This window comes from Streptomyces sp. PA03-5A (assembly GCF_033792725.1).
Classification (GTDB): domain Bacteria; phylum Actinomycetota; class Actinomycetes; order Streptomycetales; family Streptomycetaceae; genus Actinacidiphila.
The window spans coordinates 18,396-43,830 of sequence record NZ_JARAVL010000058.1 but is presented as its reverse complement, the minus strand read 5'-3'; the positions used below and the strand labels follow the sequence as shown (position 1 = coordinate 43,830).

Annotated in this window: 25 protein-coding genes, 1 tRNA gene and 1 pseudogene; 7 read left to right on the top strand and 20 right to left on the bottom strand. The window is 73.8% G+C overall.

What is annotated here, in order from left to right; translation table 11 throughout:
• The 9 genes and pseudogenes from PV410_RS41730 to PV410_RS41690 all read right to left on the bottom strand — a co-directional run.
• A pseudogene (locus tag PV410_RS41730) lies at nt 1-333 on the bottom strand (hypothetical protein); the annotation flags it as partial.
• Between the two features lie 65 nt (nt 334-398).
• Nucleotides 399-1,304, bottom strand: coding sequence for an RNA polymerase sigma factor SigF (locus tag PV410_RS41725; RefSeq protein ID WP_500331927.1), 906 nt, complete (start codon nt 1,302-1,304; stop codon nt 399-401).
• A 169-nt stretch (nt 1,305-1,473) separates the two neighbouring features.
• The gene (locus tag PV410_RS41720; protein WP_499512995.1) at nt 1,474-2,340 is read right to left on the bottom strand and encodes an RNA polymerase sigma factor SigF; all 867 of its coding nucleotides are present in this window, start codon (nt 2,338-2,340) and stop codon (nt 1,474-1,476) included.
• 161 nt (nt 2,341-2,501) lie between these two features.
• On the bottom strand, nt 2,502-2,798 hold the full coding sequence (locus PV410_RS41715; RefSeq protein WP_500331925.1) for a Dabb family protein: 297 nt from the start codon (nt 2,796-2,798) through the stop codon (nt 2,502-2,504).
• Between the two features lie 31 nt (nt 2,799-2,829).
• A complete protein-coding gene (locus PV410_RS41710) occupies nt 2,830-2,994 on the bottom strand; it encodes a hypothetical protein (protein WP_018558266.1) in 165 nt (54 codons plus the stop codon).
• Between the two features lie 563 nt (nt 2,995-3,557).
• A tRNA-Ser gene (locus PV410_RS41705) sits at nt 3,558-3,644 on the bottom strand.
• Between the two features lie 10 nt (nt 3,645-3,654).
• Nucleotides 3,655-4,110 (bottom strand): tRNA adenosine(34) deaminase TadA, encoded by a 456-nt coding sequence (gene tadA / locus PV410_RS41700; protein WP_500331924.1) that lies wholly within the window; start codon nt 4,108-4,110, stop codon nt 3,655-3,657.
• A gap of 38 nt (nt 4,111-4,148) precedes the next feature.
• Nucleotides 4,149-4,691, bottom strand: coding sequence for a tRNA adenosine deaminase-associated protein (locus PV410_RS41695; RefSeq protein WP_500331922.1), 543 nt, complete (start codon nt 4,689-4,691; stop codon nt 4,149-4,151).
• A 221-nt stretch (nt 4,692-4,912) separates the two neighbouring features.
• Nucleotides 4,913-5,122, bottom strand: a complete 210-nt coding sequence (locus PV410_RS41690) for a hypothetical protein (protein ID WP_499513000.1) — start codon at nt 5,120-5,122, stop codon at nt 4,913-4,915.
• 145 nt (nt 5,123-5,267) lie between these two features.
• Between PV410_RS41690 and upp the strand changes: the two genes are divergently transcribed.
• Nucleotides 5,268-5,900: a uracil phosphoribosyltransferase gene (gene upp / locus PV410_RS41685; RefSeq protein WP_500331920.1), complete on the top strand. Its 633-nt coding sequence runs from the start codon at nt 5,268-5,270 to the stop codon at nt 5,898-5,900.
• 89 nt (nt 5,901-5,989) lie between these two features.
• Here the strand turns inward: upp and PV410_RS41680 are convergent, their stop codons facing one another.
• Together PV410_RS41680 and PV410_RS41675 are read right to left on the bottom strand one after the other, a co-directional pair.
• Complete coding sequence (locus PV410_RS41680; RefSeq protein WP_500331918.1) at nt 5,990-6,667, bottom strand: LytR C-terminal domain-containing protein; 678 nt, start codon at nt 6,665-6,667, stop codon at nt 5,990-5,992.
• A gap of 132 nt (nt 6,668-6,799) precedes the next feature.
• Nucleotides 6,800-7,096, bottom strand: coding sequence for a type II toxin-antitoxin system VapB family antitoxin (locus tag PV410_RS41675; RefSeq protein ID WP_499513003.1), 297 nt, complete (start codon nt 7,094-7,096; stop codon nt 6,800-6,802).
• Between the two features lie 97 nt (nt 7,097-7,193).
• On the opposite strand from PV410_RS41675, the gene PV410_RS41670 reads away from it, so the two are divergent.
• A complete protein-coding gene (locus PV410_RS41670; protein WP_500331916.1) occupies nt 7,194-8,744 on the top strand; it encodes a helicase HerA-like domain-containing protein in 1,551 nt (516 codons plus the stop codon).
• A gap of 2 nt (nt 8,745-8,746) precedes the next feature.
• Here the strand turns inward: PV410_RS41670 and PV410_RS41665 are convergent, their stop codons facing one another.
• Nucleotides 8,747-9,343, bottom strand: coding sequence for an HhH-GPD-type base excision DNA repair protein (locus PV410_RS41665; protein WP_500331914.1), 597 nt, complete (start codon nt 9,341-9,343; stop codon nt 8,747-8,749).
• A gap of 142 nt (nt 9,344-9,485) precedes the next feature.
• Here PV410_RS41665 and PV410_RS41660 point away from each other — a divergent pair, with 142 nt between their 5' ends.
• Together PV410_RS41660 and PV410_RS41655 are read left to right on the top strand one after the other, a co-directional pair.
• Nucleotides 9,486-9,911, top strand: coding sequence for a DUF7144 family membrane protein (locus tag PV410_RS41660; protein ID WP_499513006.1), 426 nt, complete (start codon nt 9,486-9,488; stop codon nt 9,909-9,911).
• A 143-nt stretch (nt 9,912-10,054) separates the two neighbouring features.
• A complete protein-coding gene (locus PV410_RS41655) occupies nt 10,055-12,274 on the top strand; it encodes a family 2 encapsulin nanocompartment cargo protein terpene cyclase (protein ID WP_500331912.1) in 2,220 nt (739 codons plus the stop codon).
• A 62-nt stretch (nt 12,275-12,336) separates the two neighbouring features.
• Here PV410_RS41655 and PV410_RS41650 read toward each other — a convergent pair whose 3' ends face one another.
• Nucleotides 12,337-13,380 carry a CU044_5270 family protein gene (locus PV410_RS41650; RefSeq protein ID WP_500331910.1) on the bottom strand — a complete coding sequence of 348 codons (1,044 nt, stop codon included), beginning with the start codon at nt 13,378-13,380 and terminating at the stop codon, nt 12,337-12,339.
• A complete protein-coding gene (locus PV410_RS41645; protein ID WP_500331908.1) occupies nt 13,377-13,919 on the bottom strand; it encodes a sigma-70 family RNA polymerase sigma factor in 543 nt (180 codons plus the stop codon). Before PV410_RS41645 ends, PV410_RS41650 begins: the two co-directional genes overlap by 4 nt.
• 95 nt (nt 13,920-14,014) lie before the next feature.
• On the opposite strand from PV410_RS41645, the gene ctaD reads away from it, so the two are divergent.
• Together ctaD and PV410_RS41635 are read left to right on the top strand one after the other, a co-directional pair.
• Nucleotides 14,015-15,694: an aa3-type cytochrome oxidase subunit I gene (gene ctaD / locus PV410_RS41640; RefSeq protein WP_500331906.1), complete on the top strand. Its 1,680-nt coding sequence runs from the start codon at nt 14,015-14,017 to the stop codon at nt 15,692-15,694.
• Between the two features lie 10 nt (nt 15,695-15,704).
• On the top strand, nt 15,705-16,220 hold the full coding sequence (locus tag PV410_RS41635; RefSeq protein ID WP_500331904.1) for a PaaI family thioesterase: 516 nt from the start codon (nt 15,705-15,707) through the stop codon (nt 16,218-16,220).
• 4 nt (nt 16,221-16,224) lie between these two features.
• Here the strand turns inward: PV410_RS41635 and PV410_RS41630 are convergent, their stop codons facing one another.
• The 3 genes from PV410_RS41630 to PV410_RS41620 are packed head-to-tail and all read right to left on the bottom strand — an operon-like array spanning nt 16,225 to nt 20,185.
• Complete coding sequence (locus tag PV410_RS41630) at nt 16,225-18,087, bottom strand: GMC family oxidoreductase (RefSeq protein WP_500331902.1); 1,863 nt, start codon at nt 18,085-18,087, stop codon at nt 16,225-16,227.
• Nucleotides 18,084-19,496 (bottom strand): tocopherol cyclase family protein, encoded by a 1,413-nt coding sequence (locus PV410_RS41625; protein ID WP_500331900.1) that lies wholly within the window; start codon nt 19,494-19,496, stop codon nt 18,084-18,086. The genes PV410_RS41630 and PV410_RS41625 overlap by 4 nt, the downstream gene beginning before the upstream one ends.
• Nucleotides 19,493-20,185, bottom strand: coding sequence for a FadR/GntR family transcriptional regulator (locus PV410_RS41620; protein ID WP_500331899.1), 693 nt, complete (start codon nt 20,183-20,185; stop codon nt 19,493-19,495). Before PV410_RS41620 ends, PV410_RS41625 begins: the two co-directional genes overlap by 4 nt.
• 193 nt (nt 20,186-20,378) lie before the next feature.
• Here PV410_RS41620 and PV410_RS41615 point away from each other — a divergent pair, with 193 nt between their 5' ends.
• Nucleotides 20,379-21,749 carry a serine hydrolase domain-containing protein gene (locus tag PV410_RS41615; RefSeq protein WP_500331897.1) on the top strand — a complete coding sequence of 457 codons (1,371 nt, stop codon included), beginning with the start codon at nt 20,379-20,381 and terminating at the stop codon, nt 21,747-21,749.
• A gap of 31 nt (nt 21,750-21,780) precedes the next feature.
• Here PV410_RS41615 and PV410_RS41610 read toward each other — a convergent pair whose 3' ends face one another.
• From PV410_RS41610 to PV410_RS41600, 3 genes are all read right to left on the bottom strand, one after another.
• Complete coding sequence (locus PV410_RS41610) at nt 21,781-23,154, bottom strand: amidase (RefSeq protein ID WP_500331895.1); 1,374 nt, start codon at nt 23,152-23,154, stop codon at nt 21,781-21,783.
• 164 nt (nt 23,155-23,318) lie between these two features.
• Complete coding sequence (locus PV410_RS41605) at nt 23,319-24,293, bottom strand: lysylphosphatidylglycerol synthase transmembrane domain-containing protein (RefSeq protein ID WP_500331893.1); 975 nt, start codon at nt 24,291-24,293, stop codon at nt 23,319-23,321.
• Nucleotides 24,294-24,479: 186 nt separating this feature from the next.
• A complete protein-coding gene (locus PV410_RS41600) occupies nt 24,480-25,421 on the bottom strand; it encodes a GlxA family transcriptional regulator (protein ID WP_500331891.1) in 942 nt (313 codons plus the stop codon).
• Nucleotides 25,422-25,435 lie beyond the last annotated feature (14 nt).

The following is a 25,435-nucleotide window of genomic DNA, read 5'->3' as shown; positions in this document are numbered from 1 at the left end:
CGTGGCGCCGGGCCCGTCCGGCCCGTCCGGTACGTCCGCCGGAGGTGAGGAGCCCGCGCCGCCGCTGCCGGCCGGTGCGCCCGGCGCGGTGGGCGCCGTCCGGCCGGGCCCGGCCGGGGAGCCCGTACGGCCGTCCAGCGGCACCAGGTCCACGTCGCCGGAGGGCGGGGCGTTCACCGCGGGGCCGCCCGCCGGGCCCGGGGCGCCGACGGCCACGTAGCCCGGCCCGTTGCCCTCGCAGTCCGGGCCCAGCGCGGCGAAGGCACCCAGGCAGACGACGGCCGCCGAGGCAGCGGCCAGCGCGCCCCGGCGGCCCGGTGGTATGTGCACCATCCCGCCAGTGTACTGACGAACCGTCAGGAATGAACCGCCCGGTCCTTCCGTCGCCGGGCCCCGCCCTACTGCTCGGCGGTCAGGCCTTCGCGCAGCTGCGCCAGGGTCCGGGTCAGCAGCCGGGAGACGTGCATCTGGGAGATGCCGACCTCCTCGCCGATCTGCGACTGCGTCATGTTGGCGAAGAAGCGGAGCATGATGATCCGCCGCTCCCGCGCGGGCAGCTGGGCGAGCAGCGGCTTGAGCGACTCGCGGTACTCCACGCCCTCCAGCGCGGTGTCCTCGTAGCCCAGCCGGTCGGCCAGCGAGCCCTCGCCGCCGTCGTCCTCCGGGGGCGGCGAGTCCAGCGAGCTCGCGGTGTACGCGTTCCCGACCGCCAGGCCGTCGACCACGTCCTCCTCGGAGACGCCGAGCGCCGCCGCGAGTTCGGAGACGGTGGGCGAGCGGTCCAGCCGCTGGGCGAGCTCGTCGCTGGTCTTGGTCAGCGCCAGCCGCAGCTCCTGCAGCCTGCGCGGCACCCGCACCGACCACGAGGTGTCGCGGAAGAAGCGCTTCACCTCGCCGACGATCGTGGGCATCGCGAAGGTGGGGAACTCCACCCCGCGGTTGCAGTCGAAGCGGTCGATCGCCTTGATCAGCCCGATCGTGCCGACCTGGACGATGTCCTCCATCGGCTCGTTGCGGCTGCGGAAGCGGGCCGCCGCGTACCGCACGAGCGGCAGGTTGAGCTCGATGAGCGTGTCCCGTACGTACGCCCGCTCCGGGCTGTCGTCCGGCAGCTCGGCGAGCCGCAGGAACAGCGAGCGGGAGAGCGTGCGGGTGTCGACGCTCGTGTCGATGGCCTCGATCGTGCTGTCGACGGCGGCGGTGTCGGCGACGGCGGTGCCGGCGGTGTCGATGGCCTTGTCGTCAGGAGCATCGTGCGGCGCGTCGGAGTTCAGCACCTTCGGACTGCCCACTTCTACGGACATGCCACCCCCTTGAGGTCGCGGACGGGTGTCGCGGGCGACGGTTCGTTCCCCCACTGGAATACCGGAGGCCGGACCGCGACAAACGCAGTTCCCGCAGAATGTCACATGTCGGCAACGCGCTGTAGCGCCATGTCGACTTATTTCCCGGGGGGTGGGTAGTCCTTAAGGGTTACGATTCGAGCTGGTTTGCGGATCGCAGCCGGGCGAAGCTGCGCGAGAGCAGCCGGGAGACGTGCATCTGCGAAACCCCGAGTTCGGCGCTGATCTGTGATTGCGTCAGGTTGCCGAAGTAGCGCAGCAGCAGGATCCGCCGCTCCCGCTCGGGGAGCTGCACCAGCAGGTGCCGCACCAGGTCCCGGTGCTCCACGCCGGTCAGGGCCGGGTCCTCGTAGCCGAGCCGGTCCAGCAGCCCGGGCGCCCCGTCACCGCCCTCCTGGGCCGCCTCCAGGGACGTGGCGTGGTACGCCCGCCCGGCTTCCAGGCAGGCCAGCACCTCGTCCTCGGAGAGCTTGAGCCGGTCGGCGATCTCCGCGGTGGTGGGGGTGCGCCCGTGGGCCACCGTCAGGTCCTCGATGGCGCCGCTGACCTGGACCCACAGCTCGTGCAGCCGGCGCGGGACGTGGACGGTGCGGACGTTGTCCCTGAAGTAACGTTTGATCTCGCCTACCACGGTCGGCATCGCGAACGTCGGGAACTGCACCCCGCGTTCCGGGTCGAAGCGGTCGATGGCGTTGATCAGCCCGATCGTGCCGACCTGGACGACGTCCTCCATCGGCTCGTTGCGGCTGCGGAAGCGTGCGGCCGCGTACCGCACCAGCGGCAGGTTCACCTCGATGAGGGCGGCCCTGACCCGGGAGTGCTCCGGGGTGCCGGGCTCCAGCCCCGACAGCTGGTCGAACAGCACCTGTGTCAGCGCCCGCGCCTCCACCGCGTTGCTGTTGGTGCTTCCGCCGCGATTGCCGCCGCCGGTGGTCGTACCGGTCCCGCTGCCGTCTCCGGAGGTCGATGGTGACGCGGGTCGGGCCGACACGGACATGCCACTCCTCATCGGTCCACTCATCCGGCAAAAGCGGTCATAGCATCACAATTCATGTGGACTGTGTGCAAGTGAGGCGCGGCCCTCGATGAAAAAGCCCTCCGCCCGGCGGGCGGAGGGCTGTGCGGCAGGAGCGGGGCCCGAGGGGCCGCCGCGGGGGGTCACTCGAACATGTAGTCGGCGACCACCCAGGTGGAGAACTCGCGCCACAGCGCGACCCCGGCCTGGTGTGCGGGATGCTCCAGGTACGCCTTGAGCGCGTCGGCGTCGGCCACCGAGGAGTTGATGGCGAAGTCGTAGGCGATCGGACGGTCCGAGATGTTCCAGCCCAGTTCCCAGGAGGCCAGTTCGGGGATCTGCCCGCCGAGCCGCTCGAAGGCGTCGACGCCGGCCACGACCCGTGGGTCGTCGCGCTCCACGCCTTCGCCGAGCTTGAAAAGGACCAGGTGGCGTATCACGGTGCTGTGCTCCTCACCGGCTCCCGGCCGGTCAGTTGACCAGCGCGGTCATGAACTCCCCGACGCCCTTGGCGGCGTCCGATATGCCCTGGAAGCCTATCTGCACGAGATCGGCTGCGCGGGCCGGCGATGTCACGATCGTATAGAGCACGAAAGCCACGATGACGTACATGGTGATTTTCTTCGCCTGCGCCATGGCTGGAGTGTATCCACCGGATGGCCCAATCAGACCGGGTGACGGAAGCCTCCTTGCGGGTGATCCACGGGCCCGCCCCGCTCCGTGCGTGACGCTCGCCACAGCAGGTTCGGAAGGCCGGAAAACGCCGAGAACGCCCGGTCCGGAAGGGGCGGGTACCGCTCGCGGCGGCCGCGGTCGGCACCCGTCGCCAGGGTGTGCTCGCTCGCACGTTCATTCGGTGCGGGCGCGGGGTGCGGCAGGCGACCGCCACCGCATCGTCTGCGGCTCGGTCAAGGTCTCGCTGCCCGGCGCGGTCACCGTCAAGGGGGCTGGGCGCAGGGCACGCTCACCGTGGCCAACCCCGGCTCCACCACTCTCACCGGCCAGCACGTCTTCTGGGACATCAGCACCATGGACCGGACCGACCCTGGGCGGCGGCTTCGCGGCGGGCAAACACCAGTCGTCCGCCGGCGAGTACCCCGGAATCGGTCCCGACACCGCCCGCCGGCACACGTGAGGGCAAAGCCGAAGGGCGGCAACCGGGAAAGTTCTCCCGGTTGCCGCCCTTCGCTTGCTCAGAGCGGTAGCGGTGGGATTTGAACCCACGGAGGAGTTGCCCCCTCACACGCTTTCGAGGCGTGCTCCTTAGGCCGCTCGGACACGCTACCGAGAGAGAGCTTAGCGGACGTCCGGGTGTGCTCCGAAATCCTTTGACCGGAAGAAGCGGGTGAGGAGCTCACCGCACTCCTCGGCCAGCACGCCGTGGATCACCTCCGGACGGTGGTTGAGCCGGCGGTCGCGGACGAGGTCCCACAGGGAGCCCGCCGCCCCGGCCTTCTCGTCGAGCGCGCCGTAGACGACGCGTTCGAGGCGGGAGGCGACGACGGCCCCCGCGCACATCGTGCACGGCTCCAGGGTCACCACCAGCGTGCAACCGGTCAGCCGCCACTCCCCGAGCGCCTTCGCGGCCTCGCGGACGGCGAGCACCTCCGCGTGGGCGGTCGGGTCGCCGACCGCCTCGCGTTCGTTGCGGCCACGCCCGATGACCGTGCCCTGCGGCGACAGCACCACCGCGCCCACCGGCACGTCGCCGGTGCGCGGGGCGAGGCGGGCCTCCTCCAGGGCGAGCCGCATCGGGGGGACCCAGGGGTCGCGCAGCGGGTCGGGCCCGGTCAGCGGACCGCCTCCAGCACGTCGGCGCAGCCCAGCGAGTCGGCGATCTCCCCGAGCGCCTCCCCGGTCAGCGCGCCGTCGCCGCTGAGGGCCAGCAGCTCCTTGTCGCTCATGCCGAAGTCCGCGAGGAGCTCGGCGTCCCCGAGCGGGCCCACGGGGACGTGGACCTCCGTCGGGCCGGGCACCACGTCGTCGTCGAGGTCGTCGGCGTCACCTTCCTCGGTGCCGTCGAGGTCGACGATCTCGTCCAGGTCCTCCGGGTCGCGGCCCAGCAGTTCGTCGGTGAGCAGGATCTCCCCGTACGAGCTGCGCGCCGCGGCGGCGGCGTCGGACACGTAGATCCGCGGGTCCTCCTCCCCGTCGACGCGGACGACGCCGAACCAGGCGTCCTCCTGTTCGATGAAGACCAGGACCGTATCCTCCCCGGCTGAAGCCGCCCGGGCCAAGTCGGTCAGGTCGCCGAGGGTTTCCACATCGTCGAGATCGGTCTCGCGCGCTTCCCAACCGTCCTCGGTGCGCGCGAGCAGTGCGGCGAAGTACACCGTGACTCTCCCACAGGTCTCAGGCCGTCCGGACTTTCGGGCGGGAGTCGAATGATCTGGCGCAGGTCCCCGCCCACACTCGGCATCGTGGCAGAAACCTCGGCTTTGCGAAGGGTCTTCCGCGCTGCGTCGGGAGAGGCCTTCCGGCTTTTTTACCGCGTGGCGGCCTGCGGGTACCCCCTCGGCGCCCGCCAGGTGGGGGCATTGTGCCGACCTGGGGACTACCAGCGGAACGTCCGCATCCTCATCTGCTGGCGCGCGCGTGCCGCGCGCGCCCGGCGTGGCTGGACGCGGTCGCGCAGTTCCTTGGCCTCGTTCAGCTCGCGCAGGAACATGGCGCGCCGCCGTCTGCGTTCGGCGTCGCGATCCTGCTGCGTACGGGCGTCGCCCGTGTCGTCCGCGCCGGCGCCGTCGCTGCCGCGCTCCGCCATGGGGCACCACCCCTAGAGATCCACGTGCCCGGCCGGGACAGCCCGGGCGTAAGGGCACGCATTCCCCCTACCGGGTGGTTCGAAGCGTGACCGGCCGCACGGACCGGGAGGGCCGGGGGACAGGCCGAACGTTAGAGTCGTGGACATGCGGATCCACGTCGTCGACCACCCCCTGGTGGCGCACAAACTCACCACCCTGCGCGACGAGCGCACCGACTCGCCGACCTTCCGTCGGCTGGCCGACGAGCTGGTCACCCTGCTCGCCTACGAGGCGACCCGTGACGTGCGCACCGAGCAGGTGGACATCAGCACACCCGTCGCGGACACCACGGGCGTGCGCCTGTCCCACCCGCGTCCGCTGGTCGTGCCGATCCTGCGGGCCGGCCTCGGGATGCTGGAGGGCCTGGTGCGGCTCCTGCCGACCGCGGAGGTCGGCTTCCTCGGCATGATCCGCGACGAGGAGACCCTGGAGGCCAAGACCTACGCCACCCGCATGCCGGAGGACCTGTCCGGGCGGCAGGTGTACGTCCTCGACCCGATGCTGGCCACCGGCGGCACGCTGATCGCCGCGATCGACCTGCTGATCGAGCGGGGCGCCGACGACGTGACGGCCGTGGTGCTGCTCGCCTCCCCCGAGGGCGTCGAGGCGATGGAGCGCGCGCTGGCCGGCAAGCCGGTCACCGTGGTCACCGCGGCGGTCGACGACCACCTCAACGAGCACGGCTACATCGTCCCGGGCCTCGGCGACGCGGGCGACCGCCTCTACGGCACGGCCTGACACCGGTCATCCCACGACACGCGGAACCGGCCGCCGGGGCCCACGCCCCGGCGGCCGGTCCCGTCGCAAACGCAACCGGGACCGTGGGCCTAACAGGTGCCGGCGCTCGGCGCCGCGCTCGGCCGGGCCAGGGCGGCGAGGGCCTTCTCGACGGCCTTGTCGCCGGAGAGCTTGGTGAAGCCCTTGCCGAGCATGATGTCCACCGTGCCGGTGGGGCGCTTGGAGCCGGCGGCCGCGGGCTTCAGCGTGACCGTGCCCTTGACCTGGGCGCCGACCAGCTTCATCGCGGCCTCGGCCTTGGGCCCGTGGCCGCCGATCAGCAGCGCGGCCACCTGCACCTTGCGGTCGTACTCGGGGTCGGCGTTGCCGAAGGTGCCCACCTTGAAGCCGCGTGCGGCGAACTCGTCGGCGGTGTCCTTGGCCAGGCCGCCCTTGGCGGTGGCGTTGTAGACGTTGACCGTGAGCTCCCCGGGTTCCGGGAAGGCGGTGGGCACCGTCGAGGCCGAGCCCGGTGCGGCGGCCGCCTTGCAGGTGCGTTCCTTGGCGGCGTTCTCCGCCTTGGCCGCGGCGTTCTTCGCGGGCGTGGACTTGCCGCCGAAGACGTCGACCAGTTGGAGCGTGCCCCAGCCGGCCAGGCCGACAACGGCGACGGTCGTCACGACGACCGCCACGATGCGCACCCTGCTCCGGGGGCGGCGCATCCGCGGGTACTGGTTCCCGGTGACCCGGTACTTTCCGCCCATGCCAGGGGGCGTCAGCATGCTCATGTGCGCAGCGTAGTGCGATCGGGCGTCCGGGCCTACTAAACGATCAACCAATCGGGGCCAATGAGGGGCACTTGAACCCGAAAGGGCGAAGGAGTCCCCCGGCGGAGACGGGCCCGCGGAGCGGTCCGGAGGTCAGTCCATCTCCAGCACGCGGGCGTGCAGCACCTGGCGCTGTTGCAGCGCCGCGCGCACGGCCCGGTGGAGCCCGTCCTCCAGGTAGAGGTCGCCCTGCCATTTCACGACGTGCGCGAACAGGTCCCCGTAGAAGGTCGAGTCCTCGGCGAGGAGGGTCTCCAGGTCGAGGTTGCCCTTGGTGGTGACCAACTGGTCGAGGCGGACCGGACGTGGGGCGACGTCTGCCCATTCACGGGTGCTTTTCCGGCCGTGGTCGGGGTACGGCCGCCCGCTTCCGATGCGCTTGAAGATCACACGGAAAGCCTACCGGGCAAGGGCGTACGGGCGCAGCAACGGCGCAGGAGTGCGATGGTGGGCAAATACGGTGATAGCGGGAGCAGTGGAGCAGCCCATGACCACGCCGAGCCCGCCCGGCGCCGCCCGGGCCATCGCCGAGGGGTACGCCTTTACGGGGCCGGCCCTCGAACTCGGCGCCCTGCTGTGGGAGGACCGGGTGCTGCCGGAGGCGCCCGTGCGCGTCCCGCTGGCGGTGCTCAACCGGCACGGGCTCGTCGCGGGGGCCACCGGCACCGGCAAGACCAAGACGCTCCAACTCGTCGCGGAACAACTCTCGGCGCAGGGCGTGCCGGTCTTCCTCGCCGACGTCAAGGGCGACGTCTCCGGCATCTCCTCCCCGGGGGTGCCCGGTGACCGCGTCGCCCGGCGGGCCGCCGAGGTGGGTCAGGAATGGAGCCCGGCCGGCTGCCCCGCCGAGTTCTACGCCCTCGGCGGCATGGGCCGGGGCATCCCGTTGCGGGCCACGGTGACGAGCTTCGGTCCCGTGCTGCTGTCCAAGGTGCTCGGGCTCAACACCACGCAGGAGCAGTCGCTCGGCCTGATCTTCCACTACGCCGACACCAAGGGCCTGGAACTGCTGGACCTGAAGGACCTGCGGGCCGTGGTCACCTTCCTCACCTGCGACGAGGGCAAGGCCGAGCTGAAGGGGATCGGCGGGGTCTCGCCGGCGACGGCCGGGGTGATCCTGCGGTCGCTGACGGCCTTCGAGGCACAGGGGGCGGGGGCCTTCTTCGGCGAGCCCGAGTTCGACACCGCCGAACTGCTGCGGACGGACGGCGACGGGCGGGGCGTCGTCTCCGTGCTGGAACTGCCCGCCGTGCAGGACCGGCCGCAGCTGTTCTCCACCTTCCTCATGTGGCTGCTGGCCGACCTCTTCGAGGACCTGCCGGAGGTCGGCGACCTGGACCGGCCCAAGCTGGTCTTCTTCTTCGACGAGGCCCACCTGCTGTTCACCGGGGCCAGCAAGGCGTTCCTGGAGGCCATCACGCAGACCGTGCGGCTGATCCGCTCCAAGGGCGTCGGCATCTTCCTGGTGACGCAGACGCCCAAGGACGTGCCCTCCGAGGTGCTCGGCCAGCTCGGCAACCGGGTGCAGCACGCGCTGCGCGCCTTCACCCCGGAGGACGCCAAGGCGCTCAAGGCGACGGTCCGCACCTTCCCCACCTCCCCGTACGACCTGGAGGAACTGCTCACCGGGCTCGGCACGGGCGAGGCCGTGGTCACCGTCCTCGACGAGGACGGCGCCCCCACCCCGGTCGCCGCGGTGCGGCTGCGGGCGCCCCGGTCGCTGATGGGTCCCGCCGACCCCGCGGCGATGGACGCGGCGATCGGGAACTCGGCGCTGTACGGGCGCTACGCGCAGGCGGTGGACCGGGAGTCGGCGTACGAGCGGCTGGCCGGGCGGCAGGCGCCGGCGCCCGTGCGGCCGTCCGCACCGGGTCCTGCCGGGCGAGGGCGCGGGGAACGCCCGCAGGAGGGGACGGGTGTGGTGGAGCAGGTGATGGGCAGCGGTGTCTTCCAGTCGCTGGCCCGCTCCATCGGCACCCAGATCGGGCGGGAGATCACCCGGTCCCTCTTCGGCACGTCCAAGCGCCGCCGTCGTTAGGGTCAGGACTCCTTCGCGGCCTTCGCCTCCTTGGCGGCCCGCTTCTGCTCCTGCTTGAAGGCCCTCACCTTGTCCAGCGACTCCGGGCCGGTGATGTCGGCGACCGACCGGTGGGAGCCCCGCTCCCCGTACGCGCCCGCCGCCTCGCGCCAGCCCTTCGGCGTCACGCCGAGCTGCTTGCCCAGCAGCGCCAGGAAGATCTGCGCCTTCTGCTTCCCGAAGCCGGGCAGCTCGTTGAGCCTGGTCAGCAGCTCGCGGCCGTCGGACACCTCGCGCCAGACCGCCCCGGCGTCACCGTCGTAGTGCTCCACGAGGTACTGGCACAGCTGCTGGACCCGCTTGGCCATCGACCCCGGGTAGCGGTGGACGGCGGGCTTCTGCGAGAGCAGCTCGGAGAAGGCCTCGGGGTCGTAGGCCGCGATCTCCCCGCAGTCGAGGTCGTCGCGGCCCATGCGCTGCGCGATGGTCCAGGGGCCGGAGAAGGCCCATTCCATGGGGATCTGCTGGTCGAGCAGCATGCCGACCAGGGCCGCCAGCGGACTGCGGGAGAGCAGGGCGTCGGCCTCGGGCTGCTGGGCGAGGTGGAGTGTGGTCGTCATGCACCGATGATCTCGCCTGCCGGGGTTTGCCGCCCGTGGGTCACCCGGACGGCGCAGCGCGGATGGCCGTACCCACCGGCCGGGCGGACCGTGTGGAGTGTCCGGGCAGCGAGCCCGGGCGGCGAGGGACGGGAGCCATCTCATGAGCCAGCAGACACAGCCGGTCACCGGGCGCCCGCATTCGGGCCTGGCGTCGGGCGGTACCACCTTCGCCGGTGTGCTGCTCATCGTCTCCGGTGTCGTGATGATCTTCGAGGGCATCTCGGCCATCGCGCAGGACGACATCTGGGTCCGGCTCGGCGACTACGTCTTCAAGTTCAACCTGACGGCCTGGGGCTGGATCCACCTCGTGCTCGGGGTGCTCGTCATCGTGGTCGGCGCCGCCCTGCTCCAGAACGCCCCCGACTGGGCCCGGGTCGCCGGTGTCGCCCTGGCCGCGTTCAACATCGTCGTGAACTTCGCGTGGATGCCGTACACCCCGGTGTGGGCGATCATCGTCATCGCCATCGACGTCTTCGTCATCTGGGCGTTGTGCAGGAGCTGGGGGGAGCACCCGAAGCGGGCCTGACCTCCGCGGACGACGAGGGCCGGCCCGGCGCACGGGCCGGCCCCCGGCCGTTCCCGGGGGGTGTTCCCGGAGTGTTTTCACCCGTTCGTATGGGTTGTCCGTCATGCCGGATAGCGCCCCCGGCCCCGGGTAGCGCTGAACGAGTGACGCAGCCATTTGAACTGCCCGACTTCTACCTGCCGCACCCGGCGCGACTCAATCCCCACGTGGAGCGGGCCCGGGAGCATTCCCGCGGCTGGGCGCGGGAGATGGGGATGCTCGAAGGCTCGGGCATCTGGGACACCGGCGACCTCGACTCGCACGACTACGCGCTGCTGTGCGCGTACACGCACCCGGACTGCTCCGGACCGGCCCTGTCCCTGGTGACGGACTGGTACGTATGGGTCTTCTTCTTCGACGACCACTTCCTGGAGGCGTTCAAGCGCACGCAGGACCGCGAGGGCGGCAAGGCGTACCTGGACCGGCTGCCCGCCTTCATGCCGATGGACCTGGCGCAGGGCATGCCCGAGCCGCGGAACCCGGTGGAGGCGGGCCTCGCCGACCTGTGGGCGCGTACGGTGCCGGCGATGTCCATGGACTGGCGCAGGCGCTTCGCCGAGAGCACCGAGCACCTGCTCAACGAGTCCCTGTGGGAGCTGTCCAACATCAACGCGGGCCGGGTGCCCAACCCCGTGGAGTACATCGAGATGCGCCGCAAGGTCGGCGGCGCGCCCTGGTCGGCGGGGCTGGTGGAGTACGCCGCCGGAGCCGAGGTGCCGGCCGCCGTCGCCGGGGCGCGGCCGCTGCTCGTGCTGCGGGACGCCTTCTCCGACGCGGTGCACCTGCGCAACGACCTCTTCTCGTACCAGCGCGAGACCGAGGAGGAGGGCGAGCTCAGCAACGGCGTGCTGGTCCTGGAGACCTTCCTCGGCTGCACGACGCAGGAGGCCGCGGAGTCGGTCAACGACCTGCTGACCTCCCGGTTGCAGCAGTTCGAGAACACCGCGCTCACCGAGTTGCCGCCGCTGTTCGCCGAGCACGCGCTCGACCCGGAGCAGTGCGCGCGTGTGCTGGCGTACGCGAAGGGCCTGCAGGACTGGCAGTCCGGCGGCCACGAGTGGCACATGCGCTCCAGCCGCTACATGAACGGCGGCGGGGCGGGGGCCGCGGACGCCGGATGGTCGCCGTTCGCGCTGCCCGGCGGGCTCGGGCTGTCGGCGGGCACCGTGCGGACCACCGGCCGCGCCGAGGTCGCCCGCGCCCGGGGCTTCACCCATGTGCCGCGGCGCACCGGGCCGACGCCGCTGCCCGACTTCCTCATGCCCTTCCCGGCCACGCTCAGCCCGCACCTGGACGCCGCCCGGCGCCACGTCGTCGACTGGGCGCACCGGATGGGCCTGCTGCTGCCGCAGCCCGGGGTCCCGCACTCCCACGTGTGGGACGAGCACAAGCTGACCGCCTTCGACTTCCCGCTCTGCGCCGCCGGCATCCACCCCGACGCGACCCCCGAGGGGCTGGACCTCACCTCCGGCTGGCTCACCTGGGGCACCTACGCCGACGACTGGTTCCCCGCCGTGTACGGCCGCACCCGCGACCTGGCCGGCGCCCGCGCGGCCAACGAGCGGCTGTCGGCCTTCATGCCGGTCGACGGCTCCGCCGCCCCGGCCCCGGTCAGCGCCCTGGAGCGGAGCCTGGCCGACCTGTGGGCGCGGACGGCCGGGCCGATGGAGCCGCAGGCGCGGCGCCGCTTCCGCACGGCCGTCGAGAACATGACCGCCAGCTGGCTGTGGGAACTGGCCAACCAGGCGCAGAACCGCATCCCCGACCCGGTCGACTACCTGGAGATGCGCCGCCACACCTTCGGCTCCGACCTGACGATGAGCCTGTGCCGGCTGGGCCACGGCGAGCGGGTGCCGGAGGAGGTGTACCGCAGCGGGCCGATGCGGTCGCTGGAGAACTCCGCCGCCGACTACGCCTGCCTGATGAACGACGTCTTCTCGTACCAGAAGGAGATCGAGTACGAGGGCGAGATCCACAACGCCCTGCTGGTCGTGCAGAACTTCTTCGACTGCGACGAGCAGGCCTCGCTCGCCGTCGTCCACGACCTGATGACCGGGCGCATGCGGCAGTTCCAGCACGTCGCCGCGAACGAACTCCCGGTCCTGTACGAGGACTTCGGGCTCGGCACGGACGCGCGGGCGGTGCTGGACGGTTATGTGCGCGAGCTGCGGAACTGGCTCGCGGGCATCCTGACCTGGCACCGCGGCTGCCGCCGCTACGACGAGGAGGAGCTGCGCCGCCCGGTGGGGGGAGGCCGGCTGCCCACCGGGCCGACCGGACTGGGCACCTCCGCGGCGCGCCTGGCGGTCCTGGCCGCGCGCTGACCGCCGCGCGGGGGCGGGGCGCCGGGCCCCGCCCCCCGTCCCGGCGCTGCGCGCCCCGGGCGTCAGTCCATCCAGGCCTGGTACGACATGACGTCGCCGGCCTTCACCCGGTACTCGGGCTGGTCCTGCGTGTACGTCTCCTCGATCCCCAGGACGCGCCCGTCGGCCGGGTCGAGGACGACCATGCGGCGCAGCCCGGCCGCGTCGTGGACGTAGGCCTGGCCCCGCCTGCCCAGCCGGTCGGTGACCGTACCGGCAGGCCGCAGGCCGGGGGCGGCGGCGAGGAGCTCGTCGACCGCGGCGGTGCCGGCGGGCCCCGGCGTCCAGTCCCGCAGCAGCGAGGCCAGCGCGTCCACCAGTTCCGGGGTGCCGGCGCAGGCGCAGCCGTACACCTGGGACAGGTACGCCCGCAGCTCCTCCGCGGAGTCCGGGGGCTCGGTCCCCGAGCGGCCGTACGGGGGGAGGGTGCCCGGCGGGTACGCGGCGCGGTGCAGCACCTCGCCGTCCGCGACGGTGTGCGGGGAGCCGCCGGAGTCGCTGATCACCGGCTCCCCGGGATGCCGCGGGTCGGTGGCGACGACCAGTTCGGTGCCGCTGCCGTCGGCGTTCCAGCGGGTGAGGTGCTCCTCGGGCAGGGTGACGGGCGGGCGGCCGCCCGGGCCCGCCTCCATGCCCATGCTCCACATCATCACGTGGCTCCCGCGGCGGGTGCCCGGGCCGCCGCCCCGCGCCGCCGCCTCCCTGGCCGCGCCGGCCACCTCGGTCAGCGGGACCTCCCGCGACCCGGCCAGCGGACGCAGCGCCACGGGGGCGGCGACCGCCGGGGTGGTGCCGGCCCCGGAGAGCACGACGACCAGGACGGCCACCACGGTCGCCGCCACCGCGGCCAGGCCCGTGACGAGGCCGCCCACCCGGCGGGCGGTCCGTCGGGGCGTGGGGACGGGTGCCGCTCCGGCTGCTGCTCCAGGTGCCGGTCCGGAGGCCAGCAGCCGCCGCAGCCCGAGTTCGGCCCGCGCGTCCAGGGGGCGGTCGCGCCAGCGGTGATCGCCGGCAGGCACGGGATCGGCCCGGCGCAGCAGCTCCAGCTCCGGCTCCAGCTCGGTCATGGCCCCTCCTGGGTCACGGTCATCCCCATGCGGTCGATCTGCTCGCGCAGCCTGCGGCGCGCCCGGTGCAGGCGCATGGCGGCCGCGGAGCGCCCGCAGCCCAGGGCGACCGCCAGTTCCCCGACGTCCAGCTCCTCCCAGGCGGTCAGCCGCAGCACCTCCTGGTCGGCCGCCGCGAGCCGCCCCAGTGCCTCGTGCACCCAGGCGCCGGGTGCTTCGGTGCCGGGGCTCGGCACGAGGTGCGTGCCGTGCGCCGTCTCGTGGTTCCCGATCCGGTCCAGCAGCCTGCGCCGCCGCCCCTGCCCGCGCACGCTGTTGGCCAGGCAGTTGCGGGCGACGCCGTACAGCCAGGGCAGCGCGTACGAGGGGAGCTCGGCGCGCCGCCGCCAGGCGACGGCGAAGACCTCCGCCACCACTTCCTCCACCTCGTCGTACGCCGCCCGCCCGGCCGTCCGCCGGGCGACGTAGCGGCTGACCGCCCAGTAGTGCTCGCGGTAGGCAGCGGCGAACGCCTGTGACCGCGTCTCGTCCGTGCTCATGACCGCTTGGTGTCCGCCACGGGACCGATCATCACACCCCGCCGCTGTGACGTTCCCCGCGTGACGCCGCGGGCGGGCCCGGACACCTACCGGGCATGAGGCTCACGTTCCCGCGACGCACGGCGTCCGCCGTGGCATGGCTGACCACGACCGACCACAAGGCCATCGGCACGCTCTACCTCGGTACGGCGTTCGCCTTCTTCTGCGGTGGCGGGGTGATGGCCCTGCTGATGCGCGCCGAGCTCGCCCGCCCCGGGCTGCAGGTCATGTCGAACGAGCAGTTCAACCAGCTCTTCACGATGCACGGCACGGTGATGCTGCTGATGTTCGCGACCCCGCTGTTCGCCGGTTTCGCGAACTGGATCATGCCGCTGCAGATCGGTGCCCCCGACGTCGCGTTCCCCCGGCTCAACATGCTCGCGTACTGGCTCTACCTCTTCGGCTCGCTGATCGCGGTGGGCGGTTTCCTCACCCCGCAGGGCGCGGCCGACTTCGGCTGGTTCGCCTACTCACCGCTGTCGGGCGCGGCGCACTCGCCGGGCGTGGGCGGCGACCTGTGGATCATGGGGCTGGCGCTGTCCGGCTTCGGGACCATCCTCGGCGCGGTCAACCTGATCACTACGATCATCTGCATGCGTGCCCCGGGCATGACGATGTTCCGGATGCCGATCTTCACCTGGAACGTGCTGCTCACCGGTGTGCTGGTGCTGATGGCCTTCCCGGTGCTGGCCGCGGCGCTGCTCGCGCTGGAGCTGGACCGCAAGTTCGGGGCGCACATATTCGACCCGGCGAACGGCGGGGCGCTGCTGTGGCAGCACCTGTTCTGGTTCTTCGGGCACCCCGAGGTCTACATCATCGCGCTGCCCTTCTTCGGGATCGTGAGCGAGGTCATACCGGTCTTCTCGCGCAAGCCGATGTTCGGCTACACCGGCCTGATCGCGGCGACGATCTCGATCGCCGGACTGTCGGCGACGGTCTGGGCGCACCACATGTACGTCACGGGCGGCGTGCTGCTGCCCTTCTTCTCCTTCATGACGCTGCTCATCGCGGTACCGACCGGGGTGAAGGTCTTCAACTGGATCGGCACGATGTGGAAGGGCTCGCTCAGCTTCGAGACGCCGATGCTCTGGGCGACCGGCTTCCTCGTCACCTTCGTCTTCGGCGGGCTCACCGGGGTGCTCCTGGCGTCGGCGCCCCTGGACTTCCAGGTCTCCGACTCCTACTTCGTGGTGGCGCACTTCCACTACGTCGTCTTCGGCACCGTCGTCTTCGCCATGTTCTCCGGACTCCACTTCTGGTGGCCGAAGTTCACCGGCAAGATGCTCGACGAACGCCTGGGGAAGATCACCTTCTGGACGCTCTTCGCCGGTTTCCACGGCACCTTCCTCGTCCAGCACTGGCTGGGCACGCAGGGCATGCTGCGGCGCATCCCGGACTACCTGGCCGCCGACGGCTTCACCACGCTGAACACCATCTCGACGATCAGCTCCTTCCTGCTGGGCCTGTCGATCCTGCCGTTCCTCTACAACGTGTGGAAGACCGCCAAGTACGGCGAGCCGGTCGGGACGGACGACCCGTGGGGCTGGGGCCGTTCGCTGGAGTGGGCGACGAGCTGCCCGCCGCCGCGGCACAACTTCCTCACGCTCCCGCGCATCAGGTCCGAGTCGCCCGCCTTCGACCTGCGCCACGGCGCGGCAGGGGTGCCGGGGGCCGTGTCGGGAACGGTATCCAAGCTGCCGGATACGCCACTGCCGACGAGCCGGGCCGACGCCTAGCGTCGGTGCCATGACGACGTACGAGGCCGCCACCGCCACCCGTTCGCGCACCCACACCTGGGAGCCGCGCCCCGATCCCACTCCAGAACTCCTGGCGCTGACCGGGCGTGAGGTCCTGCAGGGCGCGATCGACGGCCGCTTCCCCGAGTCCTCGATCATGAGCACCCTGGGCTTCCGCTTCGTCGAGGTCGGCGACGGGCGCGCGGTCTTCGAGGGCGACCCCGGCGACCACCTGCTCAACCCGATGGGCACGGTGCACGGCGGCTTCCTCGCCACCCTGCTGGACTCGGCGCTCGGATCGGCCGTGATGAGCCACCTCCCGGCCGGATCGGCGTACACCACCGTGCAGTTGGGGGTGCACATGATCCGGCCGGTGCTCCCCGGGACGTCCACGCTGCGCTGCGAGGGCGTGGCGCTCCACGTCGGCCGGACGACGGCCACCGCCGAGGCCCGGGTGACCGGCGCGGCCGACGGGAAGCTCTACGCGCACGGCACGACGACCTGCGCGGTGCTGCGCCCCCGCTGACCGCTCAGCCGGCCGCCCGCACCGCGCCCTCGCTGACGGCCAGGGCCAGCGCCATGATGCTGAGCTGCGGGTTCACCTCGGGGCAGCTGGGCAGCGCCGAGGCGTCGGCGATCAGCACCCCGTGCACACCTCGCAGCCGGCCCGCGGGGTCGGCCGGCGCCACCTCCGGGTCCGCGCCGAGGGCGACGGTGCCCGTGGGGTGGAAGGCCGACAGGTGCAGCTGCCGTGCCGTCACCCCCTCCAGGGCCGACGCGAACTCCCGTGGCGTACGGGCCCGCGGCGCGGCGGGGACGCCGGTGAGGACCTCCTCGGCCCCGGCGGCGAAGAGCAGGTCGCCCATCGCGCGGACGGCGCGCAGCAGTCGGCGGCCGTCGCGGGGGTCGAGGTCGTAGCGGAGCAGGCCGCCCTCGCGGCCGAGGACGCGTCCGCCGGGCCGGTCCGCGATCATCGCGCCGAACGTGGCCAGCCGTCCGGAGTCCTCCAGCTCCGCGCGCAGTTCCCGGCCTACGCCCGGCAGCACGAACGAGCCCATGCCGGGCGGCGGGGCGGTCGCCTCGACGAGGATGCCGTCCTCGTGCAGCTCCTCCACGCCGACGCTCTGCAGCACCGCCGGGCCGCCGTCCGCGACCGGCTCGGCGAACCGCCCGGCGACGCTGGTGGCGGGGTGCACGGCCAGGTTGCGGCCGGTCCGGGGGTGGCCGCCGAGGCCGGAGCGGCGCAGCAGCGGGGGAGTGCGCAGGGCGCCCGCGGCCACCACGACCAGCGGGCTGAGGATCTCCAGTTCGCTGCCGTCCGCCCGCCGTACCGCCACACCGCAGGCGCGCGGGCCGCCCGGCCGGTCGGGCTCGGTGAGCACCCGCCGCACGTTGGCGCCGGTCACGATCCGGGCCCCGGCCGCGCACGCCTGCGGCAGCACCGACAGCTGGACGCTCTGCTTCGCCCCGGACGGGCAGCCCACCACGCACTGGCACGAGCCCCGGCAGCCGGGGGCGTTGCGCCGCAGGGGCGCCGCGCGCCAGCCGAGGCCGCCCGCGCCGAGCAGGGCGAGGGCGCCGTTGCGGCCCAGCACGTCCTGCGGCTGGCGGGCCACGCGCAGGGTGCGCTCCACCTCGTCCAGGTACGCGCCGAAGGCCACCGGGTCCGCGAGGTCCCCGAGCCCGTGCTCCTCGCGCCACCGGGCCAGCACACGGTCCGGAGTGCGGTAGCAGGTGCCGGAGTTGACGACCGTCGTGCCGCCGACGGCGCGCCCGGTCGGCACGACCATGGGGGGGTTGCCGAGGGCGAGGGTCGCGCCGCCGTCCCGGTACAGCTCGGCGAACCGGTCGAGCGGGGCCCGCCGTCCGAACTCCGAGGTGGTGTGCCGCCGGCCCTCCTCCAGGACGACCACCCGCAGTCCCGCCCGTGCCAGGGTGCGCGCCGCCATCGCCCCGCCGGCGCCCGAGCCGACGACGACGGCGTCCGCGCGGGAGCGGTCCGGCCACTCGCCGGCGGGCACGCAGTCCAGCGCAGGGTCCTCCGGCGCCACGGGCGCCGTGGCGCCGGGCGGCTGCGCCAGCAGCCGTTCGGTGCCGGCCGCCAGCAGCACCGGCACCTTCACCACGTCGAGCAGGGGCAGCAGCGCGGGCCGCGCGGCGAGGCCCGCCAGCACCCGTTCCCGTTCCCCCGGGCCCAGCCGGTCCAGCCGCCGCCCGGTGCGTGCCGCCGCGTAGACGTCCACCGCGGCCGCCGCGGCGCGGAAGCCGTGCCGGGTCCGCGCGGGCATCGCCGCCAGCAGGCCGTCCAGCCGGTGGGGCACGCCCGTGGTCCAGTCGCCGTCGCCCGCGTCGGCGAGCAGCGCCGCCACCAGGCCGCGGACGGCGGCGCTCACCGGTCGCCCACTTCTGCGTGGGCGGTGCCGGCGAGCGTCCACTCCGCCTCGGTGCGCCAGCCGCCGCGGCCCCTGCGCTCCAGCACGACGTGGGCGTCGGCGGTCTCGCTGTTGCGGCACACGGCGGGAGAGCCGTCGGGGTCGGCGTAGTCGAGGGCGAGGGTGCGCTCGGCCGGCTGGTCGACCCGTACGGTGATCCGGCGCCCGCCCGCGCGGCCGGTCACCGTCCAGCGCGGCAGGCCGATCTCGGCGGTGAAGCGGCCGAGGCCGGCGCGCCCCAGGGCCGGGCGCAGGCCGCCGCGCGGCCAGTCGCGGCCGTCCCTGCGCAGCCGCAGGAACACCAGCGGAGGCAGCCGGTCCAGGCCCGGGCGGGTGGAGACGGCGGCGACGACCTCCAGCACGTCCCCGTCGCCGAGGTCGGCGTGCAGCCAGGCCCAGCGCCGGGCGTTGCCATGGCCGTAGATGCGGGCCGAGGCCCCGGGCGCGGCCCGCAGGCCGAGTTCGCCCCCGCCGTGGCGGACGGTGCCCGTGTACCGGGCGCGGGGCGACGGCACGATCTGCGCGGCGGGCAGCAGCGGATGCCGCCACGACCAGCGCGGGAAGGTGTACAGCGGCTGCTCGGCGCCGGCGTCCTCGGTGAGGTCCCAGGCGAGGTCGCCCGCCGTGCCGCGTAGCCGGCCGGGGACGGCCTCGACGCCGTCGGCCGTGAACCCCTCGGCGCCCGTCGCGGGACGCCAGGGCGACGGGCCGAAGCGGGCGTGCTCCACCGGGCCCTTGCCGTCCGGGGGGAAGACGGCGGCCCAGCCGTGGGCGAAGGCGGGGGATCCGTCGGCGGGGGCGACGAGTTCGTGGTGGAGCCACAGGCCGGTGCCCGTCGCGGGGTCGGTGGCCGTGGTGTACCAGACCTCGGTGCGGCCCGCGGCGCCGTCCCAGCGCGGTGCCCACTGCGCCCGGGGGTCGTCCCGGCGGGGGAAGCGGAAGCTCGCCAGGAACGGCACGAGCGAGGACGCCGTGCGGAAGCGCAGCGTGCCCGTGCCGGCCGGTTCCGGGACGTCCCCGGCGGTGAGGGTGAAGGGCAGCGTGGTCATCGAGGCCAGCGGCCGCCGCGGGGTGACGGACTTCCAGCCCTCCAGGAGGCAGCGCTCGCCGTCGAGTGCGAACTCCAGCCGGTAGTGGATGCGCCGCCGGGCCAGCGGCGAGACCTCCAGCGTGCCGGTGGCGGCGGCGTCGGCGCGGCCCGCGATGCGCAGCCGACCGGTGGCGCGGGCCACGGTCGTACGGTGCGGCAGCAAGAGGTCGTCGCTGCGCGCCGTCAGCTCCAGCCGTACCGGCCGCTCCCGGTCCTCGCCGCGCAGCCGTACGGTCCCCGTCATGGTCTCGGCGAAGACCGTCCCCCGTCCCGCGCTCACCGGGACTTCAGCCCCTCGCGCATGATCTCCTCGGTCGCCGTCAGATACGCCTCCGCCGCCGCGCGGGCGGCTGCACCGTCCCCCTCCTCCACCGCGGCGACCACCGGCGCCAGCCGTCCGTACGCCTCCTCCGCGTCCTGGAAGGGGCCGGCGAGGTGACGGCGCATCGGCAGGTAGGCGTTGAACAGGGTGTTGGTGAGGAGCACGTAGACGCGGTTGCCGGTGGCGCGGGCCAGCGCCCGGTGCACCTCGGCGTCCGCCAGTTGCACCGCGTCCGGATCCCCGGCCGTGCGCACGGCCTCCACCCGGTCCCGCAGCCGGGTCCGTGCGGCGCCGCTCGCCCGGGTCGCCGCCGCGCCGGCGATCAGGGCGCCCACCCCGCGCCGCACCTCGAAGATCTCGGAGAGCCAGCGCGCGTCGTGCCGGACGAGCATGGGCAGCAGGTCGGCGCCGCCGAGGCGTTCGTAGTCCCGGACCCTGGTACCGACGCCGTGCCGCGTCTCCAGCAGTCCGGCCTGGACCAGCCGCCCGAAGGCGTGCTTGAGGGTGGTGCGGGTGACGCCGTACCCCTCGGCCAGCGTGCGCTCGGGCGGCAGCAGGGTCCCCGCGGGACGGCGGCCGGTGAGGATCTCCTCGCGGATCCGGTCCTCCAGGACGTCCACGATCGACGTGCGCGGCAGCGCTTCCATCACACCTCCATGGGTCAGTGGATGAGCCACTCAACCAATGACCCGACGCACCGTCAAGACCCGCCCCCGCAACGGACGTCACCCGCTCGGCCGCGCGCCGCCCGCCGCCCGGTCGCCGCACCGCGGCCGGCGGCTTACGTTCGCGATGGCGTGCCCCCGCCCCGCCCCGTCCCCACGGCCGAAAGGCACTGACATGACGCACCCGTGCGCCCGTCCGCCCAGGCTCCGCGGCACCGTGCGCAAGGCGGTCGCCGCGGTCCTGGCCGCCGCCGCGCTCCCCACGGCCCTGGCGTGCGGCGGGCCCGCGGACACCACCCGCTCCCCCGAGGCCACCCGGACGGCGAGGTCGGCTCCGGCCTCGCCGCTCGCGCGGGCCGAGGAGGAGGACCGCACGGCGGGCCCGGCCTCCGCCTCCCCGGCGTCCGCGTCCCCCGCGCAGGCCTCCCCCAGCGGGTCACCGGGCGCCGGCGGGAACTTCCCGGCGCTCTCCGGCGACGTCGTCGAGAAGCTCGACGGCGCGATGGCGGACACCCTGAAGAGGACCGGTGTGCCCGGCGCGATCGTGGGGCTGTGGGCCCCAGGCAAGGGTTCCTACGTACGCGCCCTCGGCGTGGCGGACACGAAGTCGAAGGCGCGCATGTCGCCCGACCTCAACATGCGGATCGGCAGCGAGACCAAGACCTTCACCGTGACGGCGCTGCTGACCCTCGTCGACCGGAAGAAGGCCGGACTCGACGACCCCGTCTCGCGGTACGTGGACGGCGTGCCCGGCGGCGACGCCATCACCTTGCGGCAGCTCGCCGAGATGCGCAGCGGGCTCTACAACTACACCGACGACCCGAACTTCCAGAAGGCCCTCAAGGCCGACCCCAACCGGGGGTTCGTCCCCGCCGAGCTGCTCGCCTACGCCTTCCAGCACCCCTCGCAGGCCACCCCGGGCTCCCGCTTCCAGTACTCCAACACCAACACCGTCCTGCTGGGCCTGGTGATCGAGAAGGCGAGCGGCATGCCGTTCGGCGACTACCTGCGGCGCGACGTGCTCGATCCGGCCAAGCTGAAGCACACCGTCTTCCCCGCGGGGCGCGCCTTCCCGAACCCGCACGCCCGCGGCTACACCCGGCAGACCAAGGACGGGAAGGAAGGCGACGCCACCAACTGGGACCCCTCCTGGGCCTGGGCCGCCGGCGCGATGATCTCCGACCAGCAGGACCTGCGGGCCTGGGCCCGCATCGTCGCCGACGGCACCCTGCTCAGCAAGGCCACCCAGGCGCAGCGCACGACCTTCCTCCCCACCTCGTACCCGGGCATCGGCTACGGCCTCGGCCTCTTCGACAACCACGGCTGGATCGGGCACAACGGATCGCTGCCCGGCTACCAGAGCACCGCCGTGTACCTGCCCGACGCCAAGGCGACCATGGTCGTGCTGCTCAACACCGACACCGCCGTGGGCGGCAACGAGCCCAGCAGCCTCTTCGCCGAGGCGATGACCAAGATCGTCACCCCGGGCCACGTCTACGCCTTCCCGCCCACCAACGGCACCGGCACCAGCCCGAGCAGCAGCTGAGCGCGGGCTGCCCCGCTCGCGCGGGAAGGGGTCAGCCGACCAGGAACGGCGGCCTGCGGTCCCGCCAGGGGACGGCCTGCTCCAACTGCGCGGCCACGCCCAGCAACAGGTCCTCCCGGCCCTGGGCGGCGACGAGCTGCACCCCGACCGGCAGCCCCTCGCGGCTCTGGCCGAGCGGCAGGCTCACCGCCGGATGCCCCGAGACGTTGAAGGCCGCCGTGAACGGCCCGTACGCGAACAGCTCCCGCAGCCAGGAGCGCACCGTGTGCCGGGGGTCGTCGTGGCCGAGGGTGCCGTGCGGCGCGGGGAGCGCGCCGAGCGTCGGCGTGACGAGCAGGTCGTACGCGGTGAAGAAGCGGCCCGCCGCGCGGGTCACGCGGTGCTGCGCGTCGACCGCCGCCATCAGCCCGAGCGCCGTGCACGCCTCGGTCTCGGCGAGCACCGCTCGCGACACCGCCTCCAGCAGTGAGCGGTCCAGGCGCGGCGCCGCCCGCAGCAGCGCGCCGCCACTGGCGAACGCGCCCAGCGCGGTGGCCTCCACGAGGTCGTCCGCGTCCAGGCGCGGTGTGTCCTCGGCGACGCGGTGCCCGATCCACTCCAGCACCTTGCCCGCGTCGACGGTGACGGCGGCGACCTGCGGATCCACGGGCGTGCCCGTCCAGGCGGCGGTGGTCAGGGCGATCCGCAGCCGCCCCGGGTCGGAGCGCACCGCCCGCGCGTACGGCGACGGGGGCGCGGGGAGGGGGTACTTGTCGCCGTACGAGGGCCCGCCCACGGCGTCGAGCAGCGCCGCGGCGTCCCGTACCGTCCTGGTCACGGCGAACTCCACCTGGAGCCCGAACGCCGCCTCACCCGCGAGCGGCCCGCACGGGGTGCGCCCCCGGCTCGGCTTGAGCCCGACCAGCCCGCAGCAGGACGCCGGGATGCGGATCGAACCGCCCGCGTCGTTGGCGTGCGCCACCGGCACCGCCCCCGCGGCGACCAGCGCGGCCGACCCGCCGCTCGACCCGCCCACCCCGCGCCCCGGGTCCCAGGGGTTGCGCGTCGGCCCGTAGCGCACCGGCTCGGTGGCGAAGCTCAGGCCGAACTCCGGCGCGGTGCTCTGGCCGAGCGCCACCAGGCCCGCCCCGCGGAAGCGGGTCATCAGATCGTGGTCGGCATCCGCCACGGCACCCCGCAGGGCCCGGCTGCCGAGGGTGAACGGCACGCCCCGCACGAAGGGCCCACCGTCCTTGATCACGAAGGGCACACCGCCGAACGGCCCGTCCGCCCGGTGCGCGGGCGCAGGGTCGAACAGCGGCAGCGTCAGCGCGTTGAGCTCCGCATCCGCCGCCTCCAGGGCCCTGCGCGCGACGGCTTCGACCTCGCCCGCGCTCACCTCGCCGGCGCGGATCAGCTCCCGCAACCCCGTCGCGTCCCGCTCCGCGTACTCGTGCAGCTCCAGTGCTCCGCCCTCCCGTGCCCCGTCCCCGCGGCCAGCCTGGCACGCGCCGCCCCGCCGCCACCACGGGGTTTGCGCGGGCGGGCGGCGCTCGAGCGGACGGGGCGCGCGTCGCGGGGGCGTGCGGGTCAGACGACCTTCCGGCGGACCAGCGCACCCAGGACCAGCGCGCCGGGGACGAGGGGGAGCCACACCGTGACGATGCGGTAGCCGAGCACGGCCGAGGTGGCCGCGGCGAGGGAGGCGCCCGTGGCGACGAGGGTCACCACGAGGGCCGCGTCGACGGAGCCGACGCCGCCGGGGGTGGGCAGCGCCGCCGCCGCGACGCTGGCCACGAGGTAGGCGACGGCGACGTGGGCGAAGGGCACCGGGACGCCCAGGGCCATCGTGACCGCGACGAGGCCGGCGGCCTGCAGGGCGGGGAAGGCGAGCGAGCCGCCCCACAACGCGAGGGCCCGCGACGGCCGGGCGTGCAGCGTCCGCGCATCGGTGAACGCCGTGGCCAGGAACGTGACCACCACCCGCCGCAGCCCCGGTACGGCGACCAGCACGACCGCCGCGACCGCGCAGACCCCGGCGGCCGCCCCCGCCGCCGGGCCGACGGGTACGGAGATGCCGTCGGGCAGCAGTCCGTCGAGCCGCAGCGCGTGCGGGAACGCGGCGAGCAGCACGGCCAGCAGCGTCGCGCGGCCCACGCACTCGGCCAGGAAGTACAGCGCGATGGCTGCCGCCGACCGGGCGGGTGGCAGCCCGCACGCCCGCATGAAGCGCAGGTTGACCGCGCTCGCCCCGATGCCCGCGGGCAGCAGGTGGTTCGCGGCGCCCGCGGCGAACTGCGTCGCCAGCAGCCGTCCCGCCGGCAGCCGTTCCAGGACGGTGCCCTGCCGCATGAACGACACCGCCACCCAGGCCAGCCCGGTCGCCGCCACGGCGGCCAGCAGCCAGCCCCGGTTGGCGTCGAGCAGCCCGCGGCCCCCGTCGGCGATCAGCTGCCAGTGCCGGGCCACCCACCACCCGACCAGCACGATCGGGGCCAGGCAGGCGATCCGGCGCAGCGTCGCGCCGCTCAGGAGGTGTGGAGTCGTCGTGGTGGTGATGCCCATGGTCCGCTCGCCCCCGCGCGTCGCGCGCCTGTCCGCAGGTGTTGTCGCCAGGTGTTGTCGCCCCTTCATGCCCGGTCCGCGCGACCTGCGGGTGTCCTGCGGCTGACGTCCGTCCCGTCCCCGGATGGCGGAACGGCGCCGGGCCGGGCGCGGGCCGGGTGCGGGCCGGGCGCGGCGAGGCAGGGGTCAGCCGCGGAAGGCCCGCCGGTACGCGTGCGGGCTGGTGCCGACGACCCGCTTGAAGCGCTCGCGGAAGGCGGTGGGGGAGCCGAACCCGGCCTGGACGGCGATCCGGTCCACCGAGTGGTCCGTGGTCTCCAGCAGGTACTGGGCCCGGCGGACACGGGCCCGGTGCAGCCACTGCAGCGGGGTGGTGCCGGTCTGCTCGCGGAAGCGGCGGTTGAGGGTGCGGGTGCTCGTCCCGGCGTGCGCGGCGATGTCCTCCAGCGCCAGTTCGCGGTCCGCGTTCTCCTCCAGCCAGCGCAGCAGCGGCTCCATGGTGGTCCCGGCCGGCGCCGGGGGCTGCTCGTGGACGATGAACTGGGCCTGGCCGCCCTCGCGTTCCAGCGGCATGACGGACAGCCGGGCGGCGTCGGCGGCCACGGCGGAACCGTGGTCCTTGCGGATCATGTGCAGGCACAGGTCGAGCGCGGCGGCGGCGCCCGCGGAGGTGAGGAACTGGCCGTTGTCGACGTAGAGCACGTCCGGGTCGACGGTCACCTCCGGGTGGAGCTCCGCCAGCCGCCGCGCGCCCACCCAGTGCGTGGTGATCCGCAGGCCGTCCACCAGCCCGGTGGCGGCGAGCACGAAGGCCCCGGCACAGACCGAGGCGATCCGGGTGCCGTTCGCGGCGGCCGCCCGCAGCGCCCGCAGCACCTCCCCGGGCACCGGCACCGAGGGGTCGGCCGTGCCCGGCAGGACGATCGTGTCGGCCTCGGCCAGCGCCTCCAGTCCGTACGGGGCGCGCAGTACGAAGGGCCCGGCGTCGACCTCGGGCGAGGGGGCGCAGATCCGCACCCGGTAGGCGGGGCGGCCGTCGGGCAGGCGGGTGCGGGAGAACACCTCGATCGGGGCCGCCAGGTCGAAGGGGATGACCTGGTCGAGGGCGAGGACGACCACCGTGTGCATGGCTCCATGGTAGA